This window comes from Alkalihalobacillus trypoxylicola (assembly GCF_001590785.1).
Taxonomy (GTDB): domain Bacteria; phylum Bacillota; class Bacilli; order Bacillales; family Bacillaceae_D; genus Alkalihalobacillus; species Alkalihalobacillus trypoxylicola.
In genome coordinates this window covers 1-18,183 of the sequence record NZ_LTAO01000037.1, presented here as the reverse complement: position 1 = coordinate 18,183, position 18,183 = coordinate 1, and the positions used below count along the sequence as shown (strand labels likewise).

Annotated in this window: 15 protein-coding genes and 1 pseudogene; 12 read left to right on the top strand and 4 right to left on the bottom strand. The window is 37.8% G+C overall.

The genetic code is table 11. The annotated features are described in order from the left end of the window. The first annotated feature begins 36 nt into the window (after positions 1–36). From AZF04_RS17635 to AZF04_RS22160, 7 genes and pseudogenes are all read left to right on the top strand, one after another. On the top strand, positions 37–882 hold the full coding sequence (locus tag AZF04_RS17635) for an ABC transporter ATP-binding protein (protein WP_061949902.1): 846 nt from the start codon (positions 37–39) through the stop codon (positions 880–882). After that, positions 833–1,753 carry an iron-hydroxamate ABC transporter substrate-binding protein gene (locus AZF04_RS17630; protein WP_061949901.1) on the top strand — a complete coding sequence of 307 codons (921 nt, stop codon included), beginning with the start codon at positions 833–835 and terminating at the stop codon, positions 1,751–1,753. The genes AZF04_RS17635 and AZF04_RS17630 overlap by 50 nt, the downstream gene beginning before the upstream one ends. Before the next feature lie 41 nt (positions 1,754–1,794). After that, positions 1,795–2,820 (top strand): FecCD family ABC transporter permease, encoded by a 1,026-nt coding sequence (locus tag AZF04_RS17625; RefSeq protein WP_061949900.1) that lies wholly within the window; start codon positions 1,795–1,797, stop codon positions 2,818–2,820. Further along, positions 2,810–3,817, top strand: coding sequence for a FecCD family ABC transporter permease (locus AZF04_RS17620; protein ID WP_061949899.1), 1,008 nt, complete (start codon positions 2,810–2,812; stop codon positions 3,815–3,817). The genes AZF04_RS17625 and AZF04_RS17620 overlap by 11 nt, the downstream gene beginning before the upstream one ends. A 332-nt stretch (positions 3,818–4,149) precedes the next feature. Continuing rightward, entirely contained in the window at positions 4,150–4,677 is a 528-nt protein-coding gene (gene ntdP, locus AZF04_RS17615; RefSeq protein WP_045487824.1) for a nucleoside tri-diphosphate phosphatase, read from the top strand. Positions 4,678–4,856: 179 nt separating this feature from the next. Further along, positions 4,857–6,605 carry an ABC transporter ATP-binding protein gene (locus AZF04_RS17610; RefSeq protein WP_061949898.1) on the top strand — a complete coding sequence of 583 codons (1,749 nt, stop codon included), beginning with the start codon at positions 4,857–4,859 and terminating at the stop codon, positions 6,603–6,605. Between the two features lie 655 nt (positions 6,606–7,260). Continuing rightward, positions 7,261–10,399, top strand: a pseudogene (locus tag AZF04_RS22160) (beta strand repeat-containing protein); the annotation flags it as partial. 76 nt (positions 10,400–10,475) lie between these two features. Here the strand turns inward: AZF04_RS22160 and AZF04_RS17585 are convergent. From AZF04_RS17585 to AZF04_RS20795, 3 genes are all read right to left on the bottom strand, one after another. Further along, entirely contained in the window at positions 10,476–11,552 is a 1,077-nt protein-coding gene (locus tag AZF04_RS17585; RefSeq protein ID WP_061949894.1) for an aromatic acid exporter family protein, read from the bottom strand. Positions 11,553–11,884: 332 nt separating this feature from the next. Next, complete coding sequence (locus AZF04_RS17580) at positions 11,885–13,183, bottom strand: glutamate-1-semialdehyde 2,1-aminomutase (protein ID WP_061949893.1); 1,299 nt, start codon at positions 13,181–13,183, stop codon at positions 11,885–11,887. A gap of 174 nt (positions 13,184–13,357) precedes the next feature. Then, complete coding sequence (locus AZF04_RS20795; protein WP_081766789.1) at positions 13,358–13,513, bottom strand: sporulation histidine kinase inhibitor Sda; 156 nt, start codon at positions 13,511–13,513, stop codon at positions 13,358–13,360. 332 nt (positions 13,514–13,845) lie between these two features. Here AZF04_RS20795 and bcp point away from each other — a divergent pair, with 332 nt between their 5' ends. From bcp to perR, 4 genes are all read left to right on the top strand, one after another. Then, positions 13,846–14,310, top strand: a complete 465-nt coding sequence (bcp, locus tag AZF04_RS17575) for a thioredoxin-dependent thiol peroxidase (RefSeq protein ID WP_061949892.1) — start codon at positions 13,846–13,848, stop codon at positions 14,308–14,310. Between the two features lie 38 nt (positions 14,311–14,348). Beyond that, positions 14,349–15,305, top strand: coding sequence for a D-2-hydroxyacid dehydrogenase (locus AZF04_RS17570; protein ID WP_061949891.1), 957 nt, complete (start codon positions 14,349–14,351; stop codon positions 15,303–15,305). Positions 15,306–15,338: 33 nt separating this feature from the next. Beyond that, positions 15,339–15,641 (top strand): cyclic-di-AMP receptor, encoded by a 303-nt coding sequence (locus tag AZF04_RS17565; protein WP_061949890.1) that lies wholly within the window; start codon positions 15,339–15,341, stop codon positions 15,639–15,641. Between the two features lie 417 nt (positions 15,642–16,058). Continuing rightward, positions 16,059–16,496, top strand: coding sequence for a peroxide-responsive transcriptional repressor PerR (gene perR / locus AZF04_RS17560; protein WP_061949889.1), 438 nt, complete (start codon positions 16,059–16,061; stop codon positions 16,494–16,496). Between the two features lie 48 nt (positions 16,497–16,544). On the opposite strand, the gene AZF04_RS17555 is transcribed toward perR, so the two are convergent. Further along, positions 16,545–16,901, bottom strand: a complete 357-nt coding sequence (locus AZF04_RS17555; protein ID WP_061949888.1) for a YgzB family protein — start codon at positions 16,899–16,901, stop codon at positions 16,545–16,547. 163 nt (positions 16,902–17,064) lie between these two features. On the opposite strand from AZF04_RS17555, the gene AZF04_RS17550 reads away from it, so the two are divergent. Then, positions 17,065–17,940, top strand: coding sequence for a nucleotidyltransferase-like protein (locus AZF04_RS17550; RefSeq protein WP_045489701.1), 876 nt, complete (start codon positions 17,065–17,067; stop codon positions 17,938–17,940). The last annotated feature ends 243 nt before the right edge of the window (positions 17,941–18,183 follow it).

Sequence of the window (18,183 nt, the reverse complement as noted above, 5' to 3'; positions counted from 1 at the left end):
TATCAATTGAGTTAATCTTAGTTGGGAGGAAATAAGGTGACTAGGTTTTTTACTGAAAATGTACATATAGGCTATGGAGATTCTTTAATCGTTAAAGATGTCTCATTAAAAATTCCAGATCGGCAAATAACCACTATTATTGGAGCCAATGGATGTGGCAAGTCAACTTTATTAAAAGCTATGACAAGAATTATTCCACAACAGTCTGGTTCGATTATTTTAGATGGAGAGAGTATATCTCGTGAAGGGACAAAAAAGCTTGCGAAAAAGTTAGCTATTCTTCCACAAACTCCAGAGTCGATTAGTGGATTAACCGTTTCAGAATTAGTTTCATATGGTCGTTACCCTCATCAATCAGGATTAGGAAGATTAACGAAAAGGGATTGGGATGTTATTGACCAAGCGCTTGAAATGACTGGAACAAAGGACTTTAAATATCGTACGGTTGATTCTCTTTCGGGTGGACAAAGACAACGAGTTTGGATTGCGATGGCCTTGGCACAAGAAACAGAAATGATTTTTTTAGATGAACCAACCACTTATTTAGATTTGGCACACCAATTAGAAATTTTAGAGCTTTTACAAAGGTTAAATGCTGAAGAAGGTCGAACGATTGTCATGGTATTACATGACTTAAATCAAGCTGCAAGATTTGCTGATTACTTGATTGCCATGAAAGATGGTCAAATCGTCAAGACTGGAACGGGTGAACAAGTTATATCACCTAACGTTTTAAGGGAAGTATTTGAAATCGATGCCATTATAGGCAAAGATCCAATAACAGAAAAACCTATTTGTTTGACTTATAGTTTAATTAAAGGGGATAAAAATCATGAAAAAATATATGCTACTAATCGTACTGCTACTAGCTCTTATAGCTAGCGGATGTAATACTTCAGAAAATGATGCACAAGAGGGAGAAGCTCCAGAAGAAACGGGCTCAAGTGAAACCTTCACATATGAATCAGAAAATGGACCCATTGAGGTTCCGACAAATCCAGAAAGAGTCATCGTTCTTTCTAGTTTTGCAGGAAATGTAATGGCATTAGATGTACCACTAGTCGGAGTAGATTCTTGGTCGAAAATTAATCCTCGCTATGATGAATACTTACAAGGAGTCGAAGAAGTAACGGATGAAAGCTTGGAGAAAATCCTCGAGCTAGAACCAGATTTAATTATCGGCTTGTCAAATATTAAAAATGTAGACAAACTGAATCAAATTGCTCCAACGGTTACGTACACTTATGGAAATTTAGATTATTTAACTCAGCATATAGAAATAGGCAAACTTCTTAATAAAGAAGAAGAAGCACAATCATGGGTAGATGATTTCCAACAGAGAGCTCAGGAAGCTGGTAGAGAGATAAAAGAAAAAATTGGTGAGGATGCTACCGTTTCTGTGTTTGAAACGTTTGATAAACAAATGTATGTATTTGGAGATAATTTTGCAAGAGGAACCGAGATTTTATATCAGGAAATGGAATTGAATATGCCTGAAAAAGTTCAAGAAGTTGCATTAGCAGATGGATATTTTGCTCTATCTAATGAGGTTATTGGTGACTATGCAGGTGATTATATGGTGATCAGTACAGATGGAAGTGATAATTCATACCAGGAAACAGAATCTTATCAAAATATTCCTGCGGTTCAAAATGGTCAAGTGTTTGAGGCTGACGCTAAAGAATTCTACTTTAATGATCCATTAACGTTAGAACTGCAGTTAGAGTTTTTCAAAGAGAAATTTCTTGAGTAAAGCGTTTTTTAATATTAAGCGGTAAAAAAGGATTAAAACTTATGGATAATAAAGAAGTTAATCGAAAGACAAGAATTCCATTTATGTTAAAAATAATGATGCTACTTATTCTATTTGTGGCATCTTTTTTCGCAGCCTTTTATTTCGGTGCTGCTAATGTAACATGGACGAATGTATGGCAAGCGATATTTTCTACTAATAAGAATGAAGAAATTACGCTTTTACAAGAATTAAGATACCCTAGGGTCATTGCAGCTATCTTTATCGGCGCTGCTCTAGCGGTTTCAGGTAGTATCATGCAAGGATTAACGCGAAATCCTTTAGCCGATCCAGGATTAATTGGATTAAATGCGGGAGCAAATCTAGCCCTCGCTGTGGCGATTGTCTGGTTTCCTTCCTTAAATTATTTTGGGATTATGATAGCTTGTTTTATTGGAGCAGCTATCGGTGCCTTTTTAGTATTTGGGATAGGAGCCTCCAAAAGAGGTGGTTTTACTCCTTTTAGGCTTGTATTAGCGGGAGCGGCTATATCTGCTTTTTTACTTGCTATTTCAGAAGGGATCGGATTGTATTTTAAGGTGTCTAAAGATGTATCCATGTGGACTGCTGGTGGCCTTATTGGAACGACGTGGGGTCAATTAAAATGGCTCATACCTGTTATAGTAATCACCTTAATAGTAGCGATGATTTTATCGAGACAGCTTTCTATTTTAAGCTTAAGTGATGAGGTTGCTGTAGGGTTAGGTCAAAGTACGTTCTTAATGAAAGGGATTCTTTTTTTACTAACGGTTATTTTGGCGGGAGCAGCTGTTTCATTAGCAGGGAATATCGTATTTATTGGTCTCATGATTCCGCATATCGTTCGATCGATTGTAGGGCATGATTATCGATTGATTATCCCAGCATCCATTGTCGTTGGAGCAAGTTTTATGATGATAGCAGATACCGTAGGGAGAACGATTAATGCTCCTTATGAAACTCCTGTTTCAGCAATAGTGGCGATGTTAGGACTTCCCTTCTTTCTTTATATCGTTCGAAAAGGGGGAGGAATAGCTAATGATTCATAACTCTATTTTGAAAAAGCAGCGCATAATAGTAGTGGTTTTAATGTTATTCATTATTTTTACTTTATTAATAAGCTTAGGGTTAGGCTATTCTTCTTTATCCTTTAATCGTATTCTCCCGACATTATTTGGGTTTGGGGATTTTAAAGAAGAGTTCGTTTTATTTTCGATTAGAATACCTAGAATGATTATCACTTTATTAGCAGGTATGGCACTTGCAATGTCAGGGGCCATTTTACAAGCTGTAACCAAAAATGACTTGGCAGACCCTGGGATTATTGGGATTAATGCAGGTGCCGGAGTAGCCATTGCTATTTTCTATTTATTTTTTCCAATTGATACGGGTGTCTTTATATATGTTTTACCAGCAGTTGCTTTTGTAGGAGCTTTTTTAACGGCATGCCTTATCTATTTATTTTCATATGAGAAAGGAAGGGGTATTCACCAAACCAAACTAATCTTAATCGGAGTCGGCTTCTCGATGGCCTTATCGGGCATCATGGTGGTATTAATTTCGGCTGCTGAAAGAGAAAAAGTCGATTTTATTGCTAGATGGATATCAGGAAATATTTGGGGTACTGATTGGCCTTTTATTTGGGCTATCCTGCCTTGGTTGCTCTTGTTTATTCCGATTATTTTTATAAAAGCAAACCAATTAAACGTATTGAGATTAAATGATTCTGTAACGATTGGTCTTGGAGTTTCTCTTCAAAAGGAACGCATGGTTCTTTTAACGATTGCGGTCGCATTAGCAGCCCTAGCAGTTTCTGTAACAGGTGGAATAGCCTTTATAGGTTTAATGGCGCCACATATTGCAAAAGCACTTATAGGACCAAGAAGTCAGCTATACATACCAATTGCATTATTAGGAGGAGGCTGGCTACTAGTGGTAGCTGATACAATTGGACGAAATATTTTTGAACCTGAAGGTATTCCAGCGGGAATTATGGTTGCTCTAATTGGTGCTCCTTATTTCCTTTATCTCTTATTAAAAAAATGATGCTTATAAACCTTGCTCTTATAGAACAGGGTTTATTTTAGTGGAGTCTCGTTTAATGATTGAATAAATCGCATTGTAGAAAAACTTGAGGATTGATACGGATTTTTGCCGTTATGGACTAGTCATATTACCATTTTTCTTAATACTAGGGTAGTAACCATTTCAAAAGAAGATAGAAAACGGTATAATGTAAAAGAATAATTAGATTTTCTTGAAAAGCAGTGTAGGTATGTAAATTAGAAGAAACGTAAATAACTGAGAGGTAGAGTTGTTTAACATGGAGTTAATTCTATTTACAGGCGTCCAAAAAGTTACACAGAAAGGAGCTTAAAATGAATTTTCCCAGAGTTGGTAGTAGTATTCAGATCCATAGCTATAAGCATAATGGATCACTTCATCGAATTTGGGAAGACACGATCATATTAAAAGGGACGTCAAAGGTTGTGATTGCAGGTAATGATCGAATTCTTGTTAGGGAGTCAGATGGTCGTAATTGGCGTACGAGAGAGCCAGCTATATGTTATTTTGATGCAGAGCAATGGTTTAACACGATCGCTATGATTCGTTCAGACGGAATTCATTATTATTGTAATATCGGTACCCCGTTTACATGGGATGAAGAGGCTTTAAAATATATTGATTATGACCTTGACATAAAAGTTGCCCCTGATATGACGTTTAAACTATTAGATGAGGATGAGTATGAGCTTCACCAAAAACAAATGAATTATCCCCCGGAGCTAGATGCCATTTTACAGAGAAGTGTTGAGACACTAGTTTCTTGGATTCATCAAAGAAAAGGTCCATTTGCTCCTCAATTCATTGAAAATTGGTATGAGCGTTTTTTACAATACAGATAAACAAAAAGATGTAAATATTGTGCATTTTTGCAGATTGTTTTTGAAGAGGGCCTGAATTTTTCAGGCTTTTTTTGATGTTATTCAATTCGTTTTACGATAGAATCAAGAAATGGACATTTTTATAGAGTTTATTTCTTTTACAGGCTAATACTAAAAATAGTTAGGAGGCGTTTAGTAAGTTGGGGAGTATTAAGCGTTATATGAGGTTTGTTAAGCCTTATACAAAACAGATTATCATTACGATTTCCATTGGAATATTAAAGTTTGGTATTCCGTTACTTATACCGCTTGTCGTTCAATATGTGATTGATGATATTATATTGCAAGATGGGCTAACAAGTTCTGAGAAGCAGGCAATGCTGTTTCAATTAATGGGAATTATGTTGTTTATATTTATTGTGGTTCGTCCACCCGTAGAATATTATCGTCAATATTATGCTCAATGGATTGGGAGCAAAATTTTATATGATATAAGAGACCAATTATTTAGCCATATTCAAAAGTTAAGCTTGAGATTCTATTCGAATCGTAAAGTAGGAGAAATTATTTCGAGAGTGATTCATGATGTTGAGCAAACGAAGAATTTTGTCATAACAGGTTTAATGAACATTTGGTTAGATTTATTTACTATTTTTATTGCTATTATTATTATGCTTAATATGAATGTATGGCTAACTATTGTAGCTGTTTCGATGTTTCCTTTATATGGATTATCCGTTAAATATTTTTACGGACGGCTTAGGAAAATTACAAGAGTCCGTTCTCAAGCTTTGGCAGAAGTACAAGGGCATCTTCACGAGCGTGTTCAAGGCATGAGTGTGATAAGAAGTTTTGCATTAGAAAATCACGAACAGAAACAGTTTGCAAAACGGAATGGAAACTTTTTGCAAAAAGCATTAGAGCACACTAAATGGAATGCAAAGACATTTGCCGTTGTCAATACGATTACAGATATAGCTCCTTTATTTGTCATTGCTGTTGCTGGTTATTTTGCTATAAATGATGTAGTTGAAATAGGGGTAATGACAGCGTTTGTTCTATATATGGAAAGACTATATGGCCCATTAAGACGTTTAGTTAATTCATCAACCGTTTTAACACAATCTATTGCTTCTATGGATAGAGTATTTGAGTTTGTGGATGAAAAATATGACATTAAAGATGGTCCCGAGGCAAAGACTTTAAACAAAACAGTCGGTGAATTAGAATTTCAAAATGTAGGATTTTATTATGAAGATGAGAAAGTACCGGCTTTAAAGAATTTAAATCTTAAGGTCGAAAGTGGAGAAACGGTTGCTTTTGTTGGAATGAGTGGAGGCGGAAAGAGTACGTTAATCAGCTTAATTCCACGTTTTTATGATGTAACATCAGGGGCAATAAAATTAGATGGAATGGATATTAGAAAATTCAAGATCAGATCATTAAGAGATCAAATCGGAATGGTTTTGCAAGATAATATTTTATTCAGTGAATCGGTAAAACAAAATATTTTGATGGGGAACCCTAATGCAACCGATGAAGAAGTAGTTAGAGCCGCAAAAGCCGCAAATGCTCATGATTTTATCATCAATTTACCTGATGGGTATGAGACCGAAGTAGGCGAAAGAGGTGTGAAGCTTTCAGGTGGACAAAAGCAAAGAATAGCAATCGCACGAGTTTTCCTAAAAAATCCACCAATACTAATATTTGATGAAGCGACGTCAGCACTGGATTTAGAAAGTGAGCATTATATTCAAGAAGCATTAGAGGAGTTAGCCAAGGAGCGAACAACCTTTATTGTCGCACATCGTTTATCAACAATCACTCACGCAGATAAAATTGTCTTAATAGAAAATGGAGAAATAAAAGAAGTTGGAACACATGAAGAGTTAATGTCTCAACAGAGAAGTGGCTATAAACGATTATTTGATGTACAACAATTACAATAGAACACAAAAAACCTGCTTTTTTTAGCAGGTTTTTTTGATAGGAAAAAGATAGGTAATAAACCTTGTTCTTATAGATTTTTGCTGTGATAGGCAAAAGTTTAATAGACCGCTTAGAAGAAAACTGAAATAGGCGACTAAAAAGATTTCCTTTTTATTAACTCATATTTACAACTCATATTTACTAGTTATTAATCTATGATAACGCTCAATAGATACCTATTTTTGTAAAAATTTATTGAAACTAGTTAATAGCCGTGCTTCAAATGATAGATTCCTTCATATTTCTATATTATGAAAAGAAAGGAGTTTATATATGAATAGATTTTCAAGGAATTGTCATTGTAATAGAAAGCAATGTTCTTGTCATACAAATCTACCTATTACAAGAAATCCATTTTGGAATGGTGGAGCTACAGGACCAGCTGGACCAAGAGGATTAACGGGACCAACTGGACCGGCAGGACCTACGGGATTACCAGGGCTACCAGGGGTTACAGGTGCAACTGGAGCAACCGGGATTGGGTTAGATGGAGTGGTCATCTTTGACCCAGTAGTGGCACCAGGCTACCCAGTTGGTCAAGTCGTCACGTTTGAAGGAAGCACCTATGTGGTGAATAATGCGCCACCAACGGGAACACCGGGAACGTCGCCAGATTACACATTGTTAGCCGCCGCTGGAGCAACCGGAATTACCGGACCAGCAGGAGTTACTGGGGCAACCGGATCGACTGGTATTCCAGGTGTAACCGGAGCAACCGGGGTCGGGTTAGATGGAGTGATAACCTTTGATCCAGTAGCAGCACCAAGCTATCCAGTCGGTCAAGTCGTCACGTTTGAAGGAAGCACCTATGTGGTGAATAGTGCACCGCCAACGGGAACACCGGGAACGTCGCCAGATTACACATTGTTAGCCGCCGCCGGAGCAACCGGAATTACAGGCCCAGCAGGAGTCACTGGAGTAACAGGAGTGACCGGTATTCCAGGTGTAACCGGAGCAACCGGGGTCGGGTTAGATGGAGTGATAACCTTTGATCCAGTAGCAGCACCAGGCTACCCAGAACCGGGGTCGGGTTAGATGGAGTGATAACCTTTGATCCAGTAGCAGCACCAGGCTACCCAGTTGGTCAAGTCGTCACGTTTGAAGGAAGCACCTATGTGGTGAATAATGCGCCACCAACGGGAACACCCGGAACATCGCCAGATTATACATTGTTAGCAGCGGCCGGGGCAACCGGAATTACCGGACCAGCCGGAGTGACCGGTGTTACTGGAGCAACGGGAATAGGCATCACTGGCCCAGCGGGAGTCACAGGTGTAACAGGAGTGACCGGTATTCCAGGTGTAACCGGAGCAACCGGGGTCGGGTTAGATGGAGTGATAACCTTTGATCCAGTAGCAGCACCAGGCTACCCACGGAGCAACCGGGGTCGGGTTAGATGGAGTGATAACCTTTGATCCAGTAGCAGCACCAGGCTACCCAGTTGGTCAAGTCGTCACGTTTGAAGGAAGCACCTATGTAGTGAATAGTGCGCCACCAACGGGAACACCGGGAACGTCGCCAGATTACACATTGTTAGCCGCCGCTGGAGCAACCGGAATTACCGGTCCAGCAGGAGTTACTGGAGCAACAGGAGTGACAGGAATTCAAGGGGTGACGGGTGTAACGGGAATAGGCATCACTGGTCCGGCAGGAGTTACAGGTGTTACTGGAGCTACGGGTGTGACAGGAATCCAAGGGATAACGGGAGCAACGGGAATAGGCATCACTGGCCCAGCGGGAGTCACAGGAGCAACCGGAGCGACTGGAATTCAAGGAGTTACCGGAGCAACCGGGGTTGGATTAGATGGAGTGGTAGCGTTTGATCCAGTAGCGGCACCAGGCTACCCAGTCGGTCAAGTGGTGACGTTTGAAGGAAGCACCTATGTAGTGAATAGTGCGCCACCAACGGGAACACCCGGAACGTCGCCAGATTATACGCTGTTAGCCGCCGCCGGAACGACCGGAATTACCGGACCAGCAGGAGTGACCGGTGTTACTGGAGCTACGGGTGTGACAGGAATCCAAGGGATAACGGGAGCAACGGGAGTAGGCATCACAGGCCCAGCGGGAGTCACTGGGGCAACCGGAGCGACTGGTATTCCAGGTGTAACCGGAGCAACGGGAGTAGGATTAGATGGAGTGGTCATCTTTGATCCAGTAGCTGCCCCAGGCTACCCAGTTGGTCAAGTGGTGACGTTTGAAGGAAGCACCTATGTGGTGAATAGTGCGCCACCAACGGGAACACCGGGAACGTCGCCAGATTATACATTGTTAGCCGCCGCTGGAGCGACCGGAATTACCGGCCCAGCAGGAGTTACTGGAGCTACAGGAGTGACAGGGATTCAAGGAATAACCGGAGCGACAGGAGTAGGCATTACAGGCCCAGCGGGAGTCACAGGAGCAACCGGAGCGACTGGTATTCCAGGTGTAACAGGAGCAACCGGAGTAGGATTAGATGGAGTGGTCATCTTTGATCCAGTAGCGGCACCAGGCTACCCAGTTGGTCAAGTGGTTACGTTTGAAGGAAGCACCTATGTGGTGAATAGTGCGCCACCAACGGGAACACCCGGAACATCGCCGGATTACACATTGTTAGCCGCTGCTGGAGCAACCGGAATTACAGGACCAGCAGGAGTAACCGGAGCAACCGGAATTACAGGTCTAGCAGGAATTACCGGAGCAACCGGAGTGACTGGTCCAGCAGGAGTAACCGGAGCGACCGGAATTACAGGACCAGCANGGAGCAACCGGAATTACAGGTCTAGCAGGAATTACCGGAGCAACCGGAGTGACTGGTCCAGCAGGAGTAACCGGAGCGACCGGAATTACAGGACCAGCAGGAGTAACCGGAGCAACCGGAATTACAGGACCAGCAGGAGTAACCGGAGCAACCGGAATTACAGGTCTAGCAGGAATTACAGGAGCAACCGGAATTACAGGTCTAGCAGGAATTACCGGAGCAACCGGAGTGACTGGTCCAGCAGGAGTAACCGGAGCGACCGGAATTACAGGACCAGCAATTACAGGTCTAGCAGGAATTACCGGAGCAACCGGAGTGACTGGTCCAGCAGGAGTAACCGGAGCGACCGGAATTACAGGACCAGCAGGAGTAACCGGAGCGACCGGAATTACAGGACCAGCAGGAGTAACCGGAGCGACCGGAATTACAGGACCAGCAGGAATTACCGGAGCAACCGGAATTACAGGACCAGCAGGAGTGACTGGTGTAACCGGTCCACAGGGTGTTACAGGGGTTACGGGTCCTAATGTTGCATTAACAGGGTTTTCTGCACAAAGAGCTGTTACATCTACCACGGCATCAACACAATTAGGTGGTTGGACGGTAGCTAGTCCTTATTACACGGGTACAGGTTTTAACCCTACTACTGGTAGCTACACGATACCTGCAACTGGCCGTTATTCAATTAAGGCTATCATTAGCTATTCAACAACAGCTGCGATTTCGATTCAGTTAGGTGCAGGGGTAAATCCGTCATTTGTTATTCAAAGAACTTCACCAACTGTGACAAATTTAGCGACAGCCCTATTTCCAGTATTGAATGTAAATATAGCGTTGTTACTTACCTTAAGGACGATTTTAGGTAGTGGCTCTGTTTCATTAAATGCTGATGTCCAGCTTAACGCTGGTGATGTGATTGGTCTATTTTATGTTGCAAATGGATTGACTATAAGCTTAAATTTAGGTGAAACCGATCCTTCAGGAACAGTATGGTCCATTCATCGTATAACTTAAATATTAATGATATTCAAAAAAATAGCCACAATATCATCAAAAAACAACCAACTTGCTAGAAGCTGGTTGTTTTGTTTTATTCTTTTTCGATAGTAAGTGTATTCTCTTCTTGGTGATATTTAAAAAAGCTATTGACTAAATGGTTAAGGTGAACTAGTTCTTCTTGATATTCAATAATCTGCGAAACGGCTGGGAAAGTATACATCCATGTTTCTTCAGATAAACCTTTACTATCATAGCTTTTAATAAAAGCTTGGGTTAAGGCTTCCTTCCCTTTTTCTAAATCATGTAGTGTTTCTTCGGAGGGAGAAGATGTCACTTTACCAACATACCTAAGTAATATTCGGTTATGAAAATTAGTTAATAAATCAAGATGAAGTTCAAACTGAATTTGAATAGAATCTGGTAATTGGTTAATATGCTCAAAACGTCTTTCAATATTCTTTAATAAAAAGATCGATTTTTTTATAGTGATAATCATTTGTCTAAATAAAACTAGCTTACGAGCTTTGCTATAACGATTTTTTTGAAAGTAATTTCTTTCTTCTTTGTAAAGATTATATAGATTATCTATTTTTTGAACTTGATGATCAATATGTTTTAAATCTTTCTTTAATGAGCGTGGATCAGCATCTTGTCTTAATAAAAGCATAATCCACTGTATAACACTATCCGTTTCGCGCAGCATTAACTGATAGAACTTCGTTTCATACCTTGGCGGAATAAAAAATAAATTTACAATAAAGGCCGTAAGAACACCAAGCATAATAAGAAGAAAACGGTCTGAGGCAAACTCGACGAAATTAGCTGCTGGACTTTCCATAATAATAATAATGGTTACTATGGCTAGCGGTATGGTAGAAGGCTCTAGCTTCAATTTTGAAATAAGAGCAATCGCCAATATAACAACGACACCTACTACAAATGGATCATGACCAAAAGTAAGAACAAATAATACAGCAAGGATCGCTCCAATTAAATTGGCCTGAACCTGGTCTAAAATGGTTTGGAAAGTACGATATATAGACGGTTGAATAGCGAATGCAGCTGCAATTGCAGCGAAGGTTGCTGAATCAGAACCTAGCCATATTGCGGCATACATTGCAAGTGTTACAGCTAAACCCGTTTTAAAAATACGAGCTCCAAGTTTCATTTGTTTTGAAATTCCTTTCCTATTTTAATGATTGTTTATTGTTTTTAAATAATCTAAATGAAGAATATGAGAGAATAATAAAACCTTTCTTATACTCTATTTAGAACATGTCTCTTATATTCATTTTATAACAGTACCGAACGTACTATACCGTTATTATAGTTAATAAGCAAGTCATTTTCAGATAAAAGTTTTCTAGTTCTTAAGGAACTTTATGAAAAATAATGATAAACCCATAATAAGCTAGATGGTGATTATAAAATCAACACCTAGCTTAAAAGAGACAGCACTTTTTATTAAATAAGGGGTAACTATTATTTGTTCACAAAATATTAAACATGCAAAGAAAGAACCGCAAATGCTTCATCAACAGCTCTTAGGGTTTCCTTCACATCTTCTTCTGTATGCTCAGTCGTTAAAAACCAGGCTTCATACTTTGAAGGTGCTAAATGGATACCTTGCTTCAGAAGTTCCTTGAAAAATAGAGCAAATAGCTCTCCGTCAGATTGCTCTGCTTCTTCATAGTTAGTTACATTATGGTTAGTGAAATAGATCGTTAAAGCGCCTTTAAGACGATTTACTTTAATAGGGATATGATGTTTTCTAGATAAAGCTAATATCCCTTCCTCAAGCTGTTCACCTAGCGAATCCAGATGTTCATAAACGCCGTTTTGTTGCAGAAGCTCAAGGCAAGCAATTCCTGCTGTAATAGATGCTGGGTTTCCAGCCATCGTTCCGGCTTGATAGGCTGGTCCAAGCGGAGCTACCTTTTCCATAATTTCCACTCTTCCGCCATAAGCACCTATTGGTAGCCCTCCACCAATAATCTTCCCTAAAGCCGTCATGTCAGGTTCTACACCAAGGTAATTTTGTGCACCTCCATACATAAATCTAAATGCTGTGATTACTTCATCATAAATCACTAAGGCACCTGCCTCATGTGTTAAGTCATTAATCGCTTCTAGAAAGCCTTCTTTAGGCTCGACAATACCAAAATTACCCACAATTGGTTCTACAAGAACAGCAGCTACTTGATCTCCCCATTTTTCCAAGGCCTCTTTATAAGCATCCACATCATTAAAGGGGACTGTAATAACTTCTTCTGCTGTATTTTTGGTTACACCAGCAGAATCGGGTGTTCCTAAAGTGGAAGGCCCAGAGCCAGCTGCTACTAATACTAAATCGGAATGTCCGTGATAACATCCAGCAAATTTAATGATTTTATCGCGTCCAGTATAAGCACGGGCTACGCGAATAGTAGTCATTACTGCTTCTGTACCAGAATTAACGAAACGGACTTTTTCTAGTGAAGGAATAGCTTGTTTTAGCATTTTAGCAAATTTAATTTCATGTTTGGTTGAAGTACCGTAAAGAACACCTTTTTCAGCAGCAACTTTTATAGCTTCTGTAATATGAGAATGAGCATGTCCAGTAATAATAGGACCATAAGCAGCTAAATAGTCAATATATTTATTGCCGTCTACATCCCAAAAGTAGGCTCCTTTCCCATAATCCATAAAGATAGGCGAACCTCCACCAACTGCTTTGTATGAGCGCGAAGGACTGTTAACTCCTCCCACTATATGTTGTTTAGCTTCTGAAAAAAGCTTCTCTGAATTGATAGTTTGCATGATAACCTCCGATAACTGTTCTTAAACTCATTATGATAGTAATTCAAACATAATGTAGTTTATTGAGCAAGAAGAATGTTCGGTATCATGAACTATTGTTGAAGGTATTACAAATGGAAGAAAAAGAGAGTGAGGACTCCTCTTTATGTATCTAACAAGAATATAAAGGGAGTATTATATAGTGTTCGTTTCTGTATGTCTGATCATTGATGGTGATATGTTTCTACGTGTCATTTCTTCTATGAGAAGTTCAATAAAATCTGTGCTTAAGTTAAGTTCTTTTGCTTGAATATAGCTTTGGATTAGTAAATCATTTGATAATGAATGCACTTAGGAGGTCCTCCTTCATCAAAAATAGATTGATTTATTTTCTTTGCTGGAGATCGTACTCACATATAGCTACTAAAAAAAATATTAGCAGATTTATATAGTTAATACAATAATTAATCTTATATATTCAAAATATTATATTTTTTGCCATATTTGTTTTGAAAATCTCCAATTGATCTTTAAAAATAACTACGATTTATATTTCCATTCTCTTTAGAACGTAAACATAAAAAAATCGACAAATTTTTAAAGGGGCTTATGTAGAAAAGTTGTGCTCGCTCAGGATATTCGATACTCTATATAGAGACAACCAAGGAAAGGATGATTTCTAAATGAGTATAGAAATTGGAAAAGAAGCTCCTGCTTTCAAGTTACCTGCTAATAATGGAGAAGAAGTTTCACTAGCAGATTTTAATGGGAAAAAGGTGGTCCTCTATTTTTATCCAAAGGATATGACACCTGGCTGTACGACACAAGCTTGTGATTTCAGGGATTTTAGTCGTGAATTTGAACAGTTTAATACGGTAATATTAGGCGTTAGTCCAGATCCGATAAACCGACATGAAAAATTCATTGAAAAGCACCAATTACCCTTTTTACTATTATCGGATGAAAATCATAAAGTTGCAGAGGATTATGAAGTTTGGAAGTTGAAAAAGAATTTTGGAAAAGAGTATATGGGGATTGAACGTTCTACTTTTATTATAGATGAAAAAGGGACACTCCTTAAAGAGTGGAGAAAAGTAAGAGTAAAAGATCATGTTAACGAGGTCCTTAATTTTATTAAAGAAAACTAAAATACTTTAATGATAGTTAAGTAAAAGAGGTGAAAAAAATGAAAATTATATCTTCTGCTAAATTAAAAGATGAATTAAAAAAAGAATTAATGAAAGAATTCGAAGGTATTCAATTTTTATTTTTTGATTCTATAGAAGAAGCGTATACAGAATTAAAATCAGCGGAAGTACTTATCACGTATGGTGAAGATTTAGAGGAAAGCCATATTAAAAGTGCTAAATCATTGAAATGGATTATGGTTATATCCGCTGGGCTAGAGAAAATGCCATTTAAAGCAATCGAAGATCAGGGTATATTAGTAACAAACTGTCGTGGTATTCATGCTAAGCCTATGGCTGAATACACGATTCATAGTATCCTTCAAACAGCAAGGAAAACAAAAACATTAATAACTAATGAGAGCAATCATGTTTGGGATCGTTCGGTTCCAATGATGGAAATTTCGCAAAAAACTCTACTTATCCTAGGTGTAGGTGCAATCGGTCAAGAAATTGCTAGGCTAGCTAAAGCATTTGAAATGACGGTTTATGGATTTAATTCAACAGGCCAGTCAGTTCATAATGTCGATTTAACCGTTAAAGAAGATGGATTAGATGAGGTCTTATCTAAAGCGGACTTTGTCATAAATGTGTTACCAGCTACTTCTAAAACATTAAATTTTATGAATAAAGAACGTTTCATGCAAATGAAGGATAGTTCCGTTTTCATTAATATAGGAAGAGGTCAAACGGTTGACGAAGAGGCATTAATGAAGGCTCTGAATGAAAATTTAATTTCACATGCCGTATTGGATGTATTTAAAGAAGAGCCACTTCCGATGGAACATCCGCTTTGGGCGATGGAGAAGGTAACAATTACTCCTCATTTATCTGGAATTTCTTCATTCTATCAACCAAGAGCTATTCAAATTTTTAAACAAAATATGATAAAATATTTAAATAAAGAACCTCACGAAAACTACATTAATCGAATACAACTATCTAAAGGGTACTGATGTTCTTTGAACTGAATGAAAAGAGGGATGAGAATGAAGCTTCTTGTTTGTATCATTGATCACTTCTATGTGGAGGAAGTTGAAAAAGAATTAAGAGGAAAAGACTATCGAATGACTGAATTAGCAAGTACGGGTGGCTTTCTTCGTAAAGGCAACAAAACATTTTTAATTGGATTAGAAGAAAAAGATCATGAAGAGCTTAAAGAAGCTTTACAATCTGCTTGTTTAAATGTAGAAAAAAATAAACCTAGAAGAAAAACAGATATTCATCGATATACTTCATTTTTAATAGATGTAAAAGATGCCGCTCTATTTTTGCAAAGTACTTTAAAATAGAAAGAGACTAGGACAGTTAGCATGAATGAAGAGGCAACACAATCTACAAATTAGAAGAACCCTCCTTCTTAAATTAAAAGCAGGAGGGTTTTACTTTACACACCATTTCAAATTTCGCTACATGAGTTCATGTAAAAACAGTTTTGTATAAGTCTCGTTTTTTAACAACAATTTTAGATGGTTATATATTAATATTTGCTCGGGTTAAGTAAGGGAGGCAGACAATCCTTTATTAAAAAAATATAGCGTAATTGATAATGAAGAAGAAGAGAAGTTCAATAAATGTTGCTTATTGATAATGTTTTTAGTAGAGATATGGCTATAAGATGAGGTAAAGACTGATTGACAGCGCTCTTGCTTCTATACTATACTAATTATAAAGTAAGAATCGTTGCATTGAAAGAGAGGTGCATGACGATGTCAAACCATCGCTTGCAAGATGCCATAGAAGCACTTAAAAGCACACGTGTACGTATGACACCGCAACGTCATGCTATCTTGGAATATTTATATGATTCAATGAAACATCCAACGGCGGATGAAATTTATAAAGCACTTGAAGGACGATTTCCTAATATGAGTGTCGCTACAGTTTATAATAATTTACGTGTCTTTAAAGATGTCGGTATTGTTAAAGAGCTAACATACGGAGATTCTTCTAGCCGTTTTGATTGTGTCACAACTGACCATTATCATGTAATTTGCCAAGATTGCGGGAGAATTGTTGATTTTCATTATCCTGGTTTAGATGAAGTTGAAACGTTAGCTGAGCATGTTACCGGATTTCGTATCCACAGCCATCGGATGGAGATTTATGGTTCATGTCAAGAATGTACAAAAAAGGTACAGCACTAGATTGTTATTTATAAGCATAAAGAAAACGGCTGCTTAACTCGGCAGCCGTTATTTTTTTATTTTCTTTTTATTGTAATTCTCATCAAAATCTTTGCCTTCAAGTGATTTATCCATAGTTAAAGGTTGACTACAATGCATGCAAGCATCTACTCTACCGAGAATTTTTGTTTCCTTTTCACAGCTCGGACAAGTAATGCGAATCGTTTTGGATGAAAGCATACCAATCCAAAAGTAAACTAAGGTACTAGCAATAATAGCTAGAAAACCTAAAATCATTAATATGGACATGATGATAGGATTAGTTTTAAAAATCAATCCTAAATACATAATTAGAATTCCGATAAATACAAGAGATAAAGCAAAGGTTCGAATTTTATTGATTTTATTTGTATATTTTATTTCCATAATAGTCCCTCCTACGAAAGAGTATAGCATAGTGTAGAGAACACTTCTTGTGAAAGATATATGAAAAAAGGATTTTTAATCATTGAAGTAGAAGTAAATAATTTATACGATATATTTAAATATATAAAAGAAGATTGTGAAGGGGAAAGGGGAGTCATAGAAAATGGCAGATATATTATTACGTCAGCTTTATCAAGATAGAGCAAGTGAACCTGATACTTGTGCAATTTTGCTTTTAGAAAATGGTGGAGAAACATCATCCATCACCGATGGGTTTGATGCCGTTATTTTGGTTTTAAAAGAAAAGCCAGAAAAAAATTGGGAAATTAAGCACTATAATTTAGATAACATCAATGTAGCTCTTCATATTTTAGATGAAGAGGTTTTACATTATACATTAATTGTTGGAAATAATCGTCGATTAGTAGATTGGCTTGTTAGTGGCAAAATTGTGTTTGATCGCAATGAATTTTTGGCAAATGTCAAAGAAAGAATCGAAACCTTTCCTCCAGGTGATAGAACGAAAAAGATGACGATTCAATTTACAAAGATGCTGAGAAGGTTCGAGGAAGGAAAGGTACTATTTATTAAAGGTCATTATTTTGATGCGTATAGTAATATGATGCACGCTCTTCATCACTTAGCTCGATTGGCAGTCATTCGTCAGGGATACTACCCAGAAGTAACGGTTTGGGAGCAGGTGAGAAAAATTGAACCTGAAACGTATAAACTATATCAGGAACTTTTAAAAAGTGAAGAAACGTTAGAAAAAAGAATCGAGCTATTAATTTTAGCTACCGAATTTGCCATTCATTCTAAAACTATTGAAGGAAGTCAACATCTTATTGATTGTATGAAGAGAGAGGAAAAGGAATGGTCTGTAGCTGATATAATGAAGATACCAGAGGTTGAAGATTATAAAATTGATATAGAATTATTATTAAACTTTTTAGTGGAGAAGAATATACTTCGAATTCTTCATAAACCTAGTAAAGCAGCTAGAATTCATCATATTCGTTATAAGTTTAATTTTTTATAAAAAAACTATTGACCTTAAAAATACTAGTGTGATATATTATTACTTGTCGCCAAGACGACTTCAACTAAACAGTTTTTTTTTTAAAAAAACATATTGACTTTAAAAATAGCATTTGTTAAGATGAAAAAGTCGCCATTGAGCGTAACAAGTTCTTTGAAAACTGAACAAAAGCCAAGCGAATTAAAGAGATACAAGGTATCTCGTCAATGTTAGTCATTGAGAAATCAATGCAAAATGGAACAT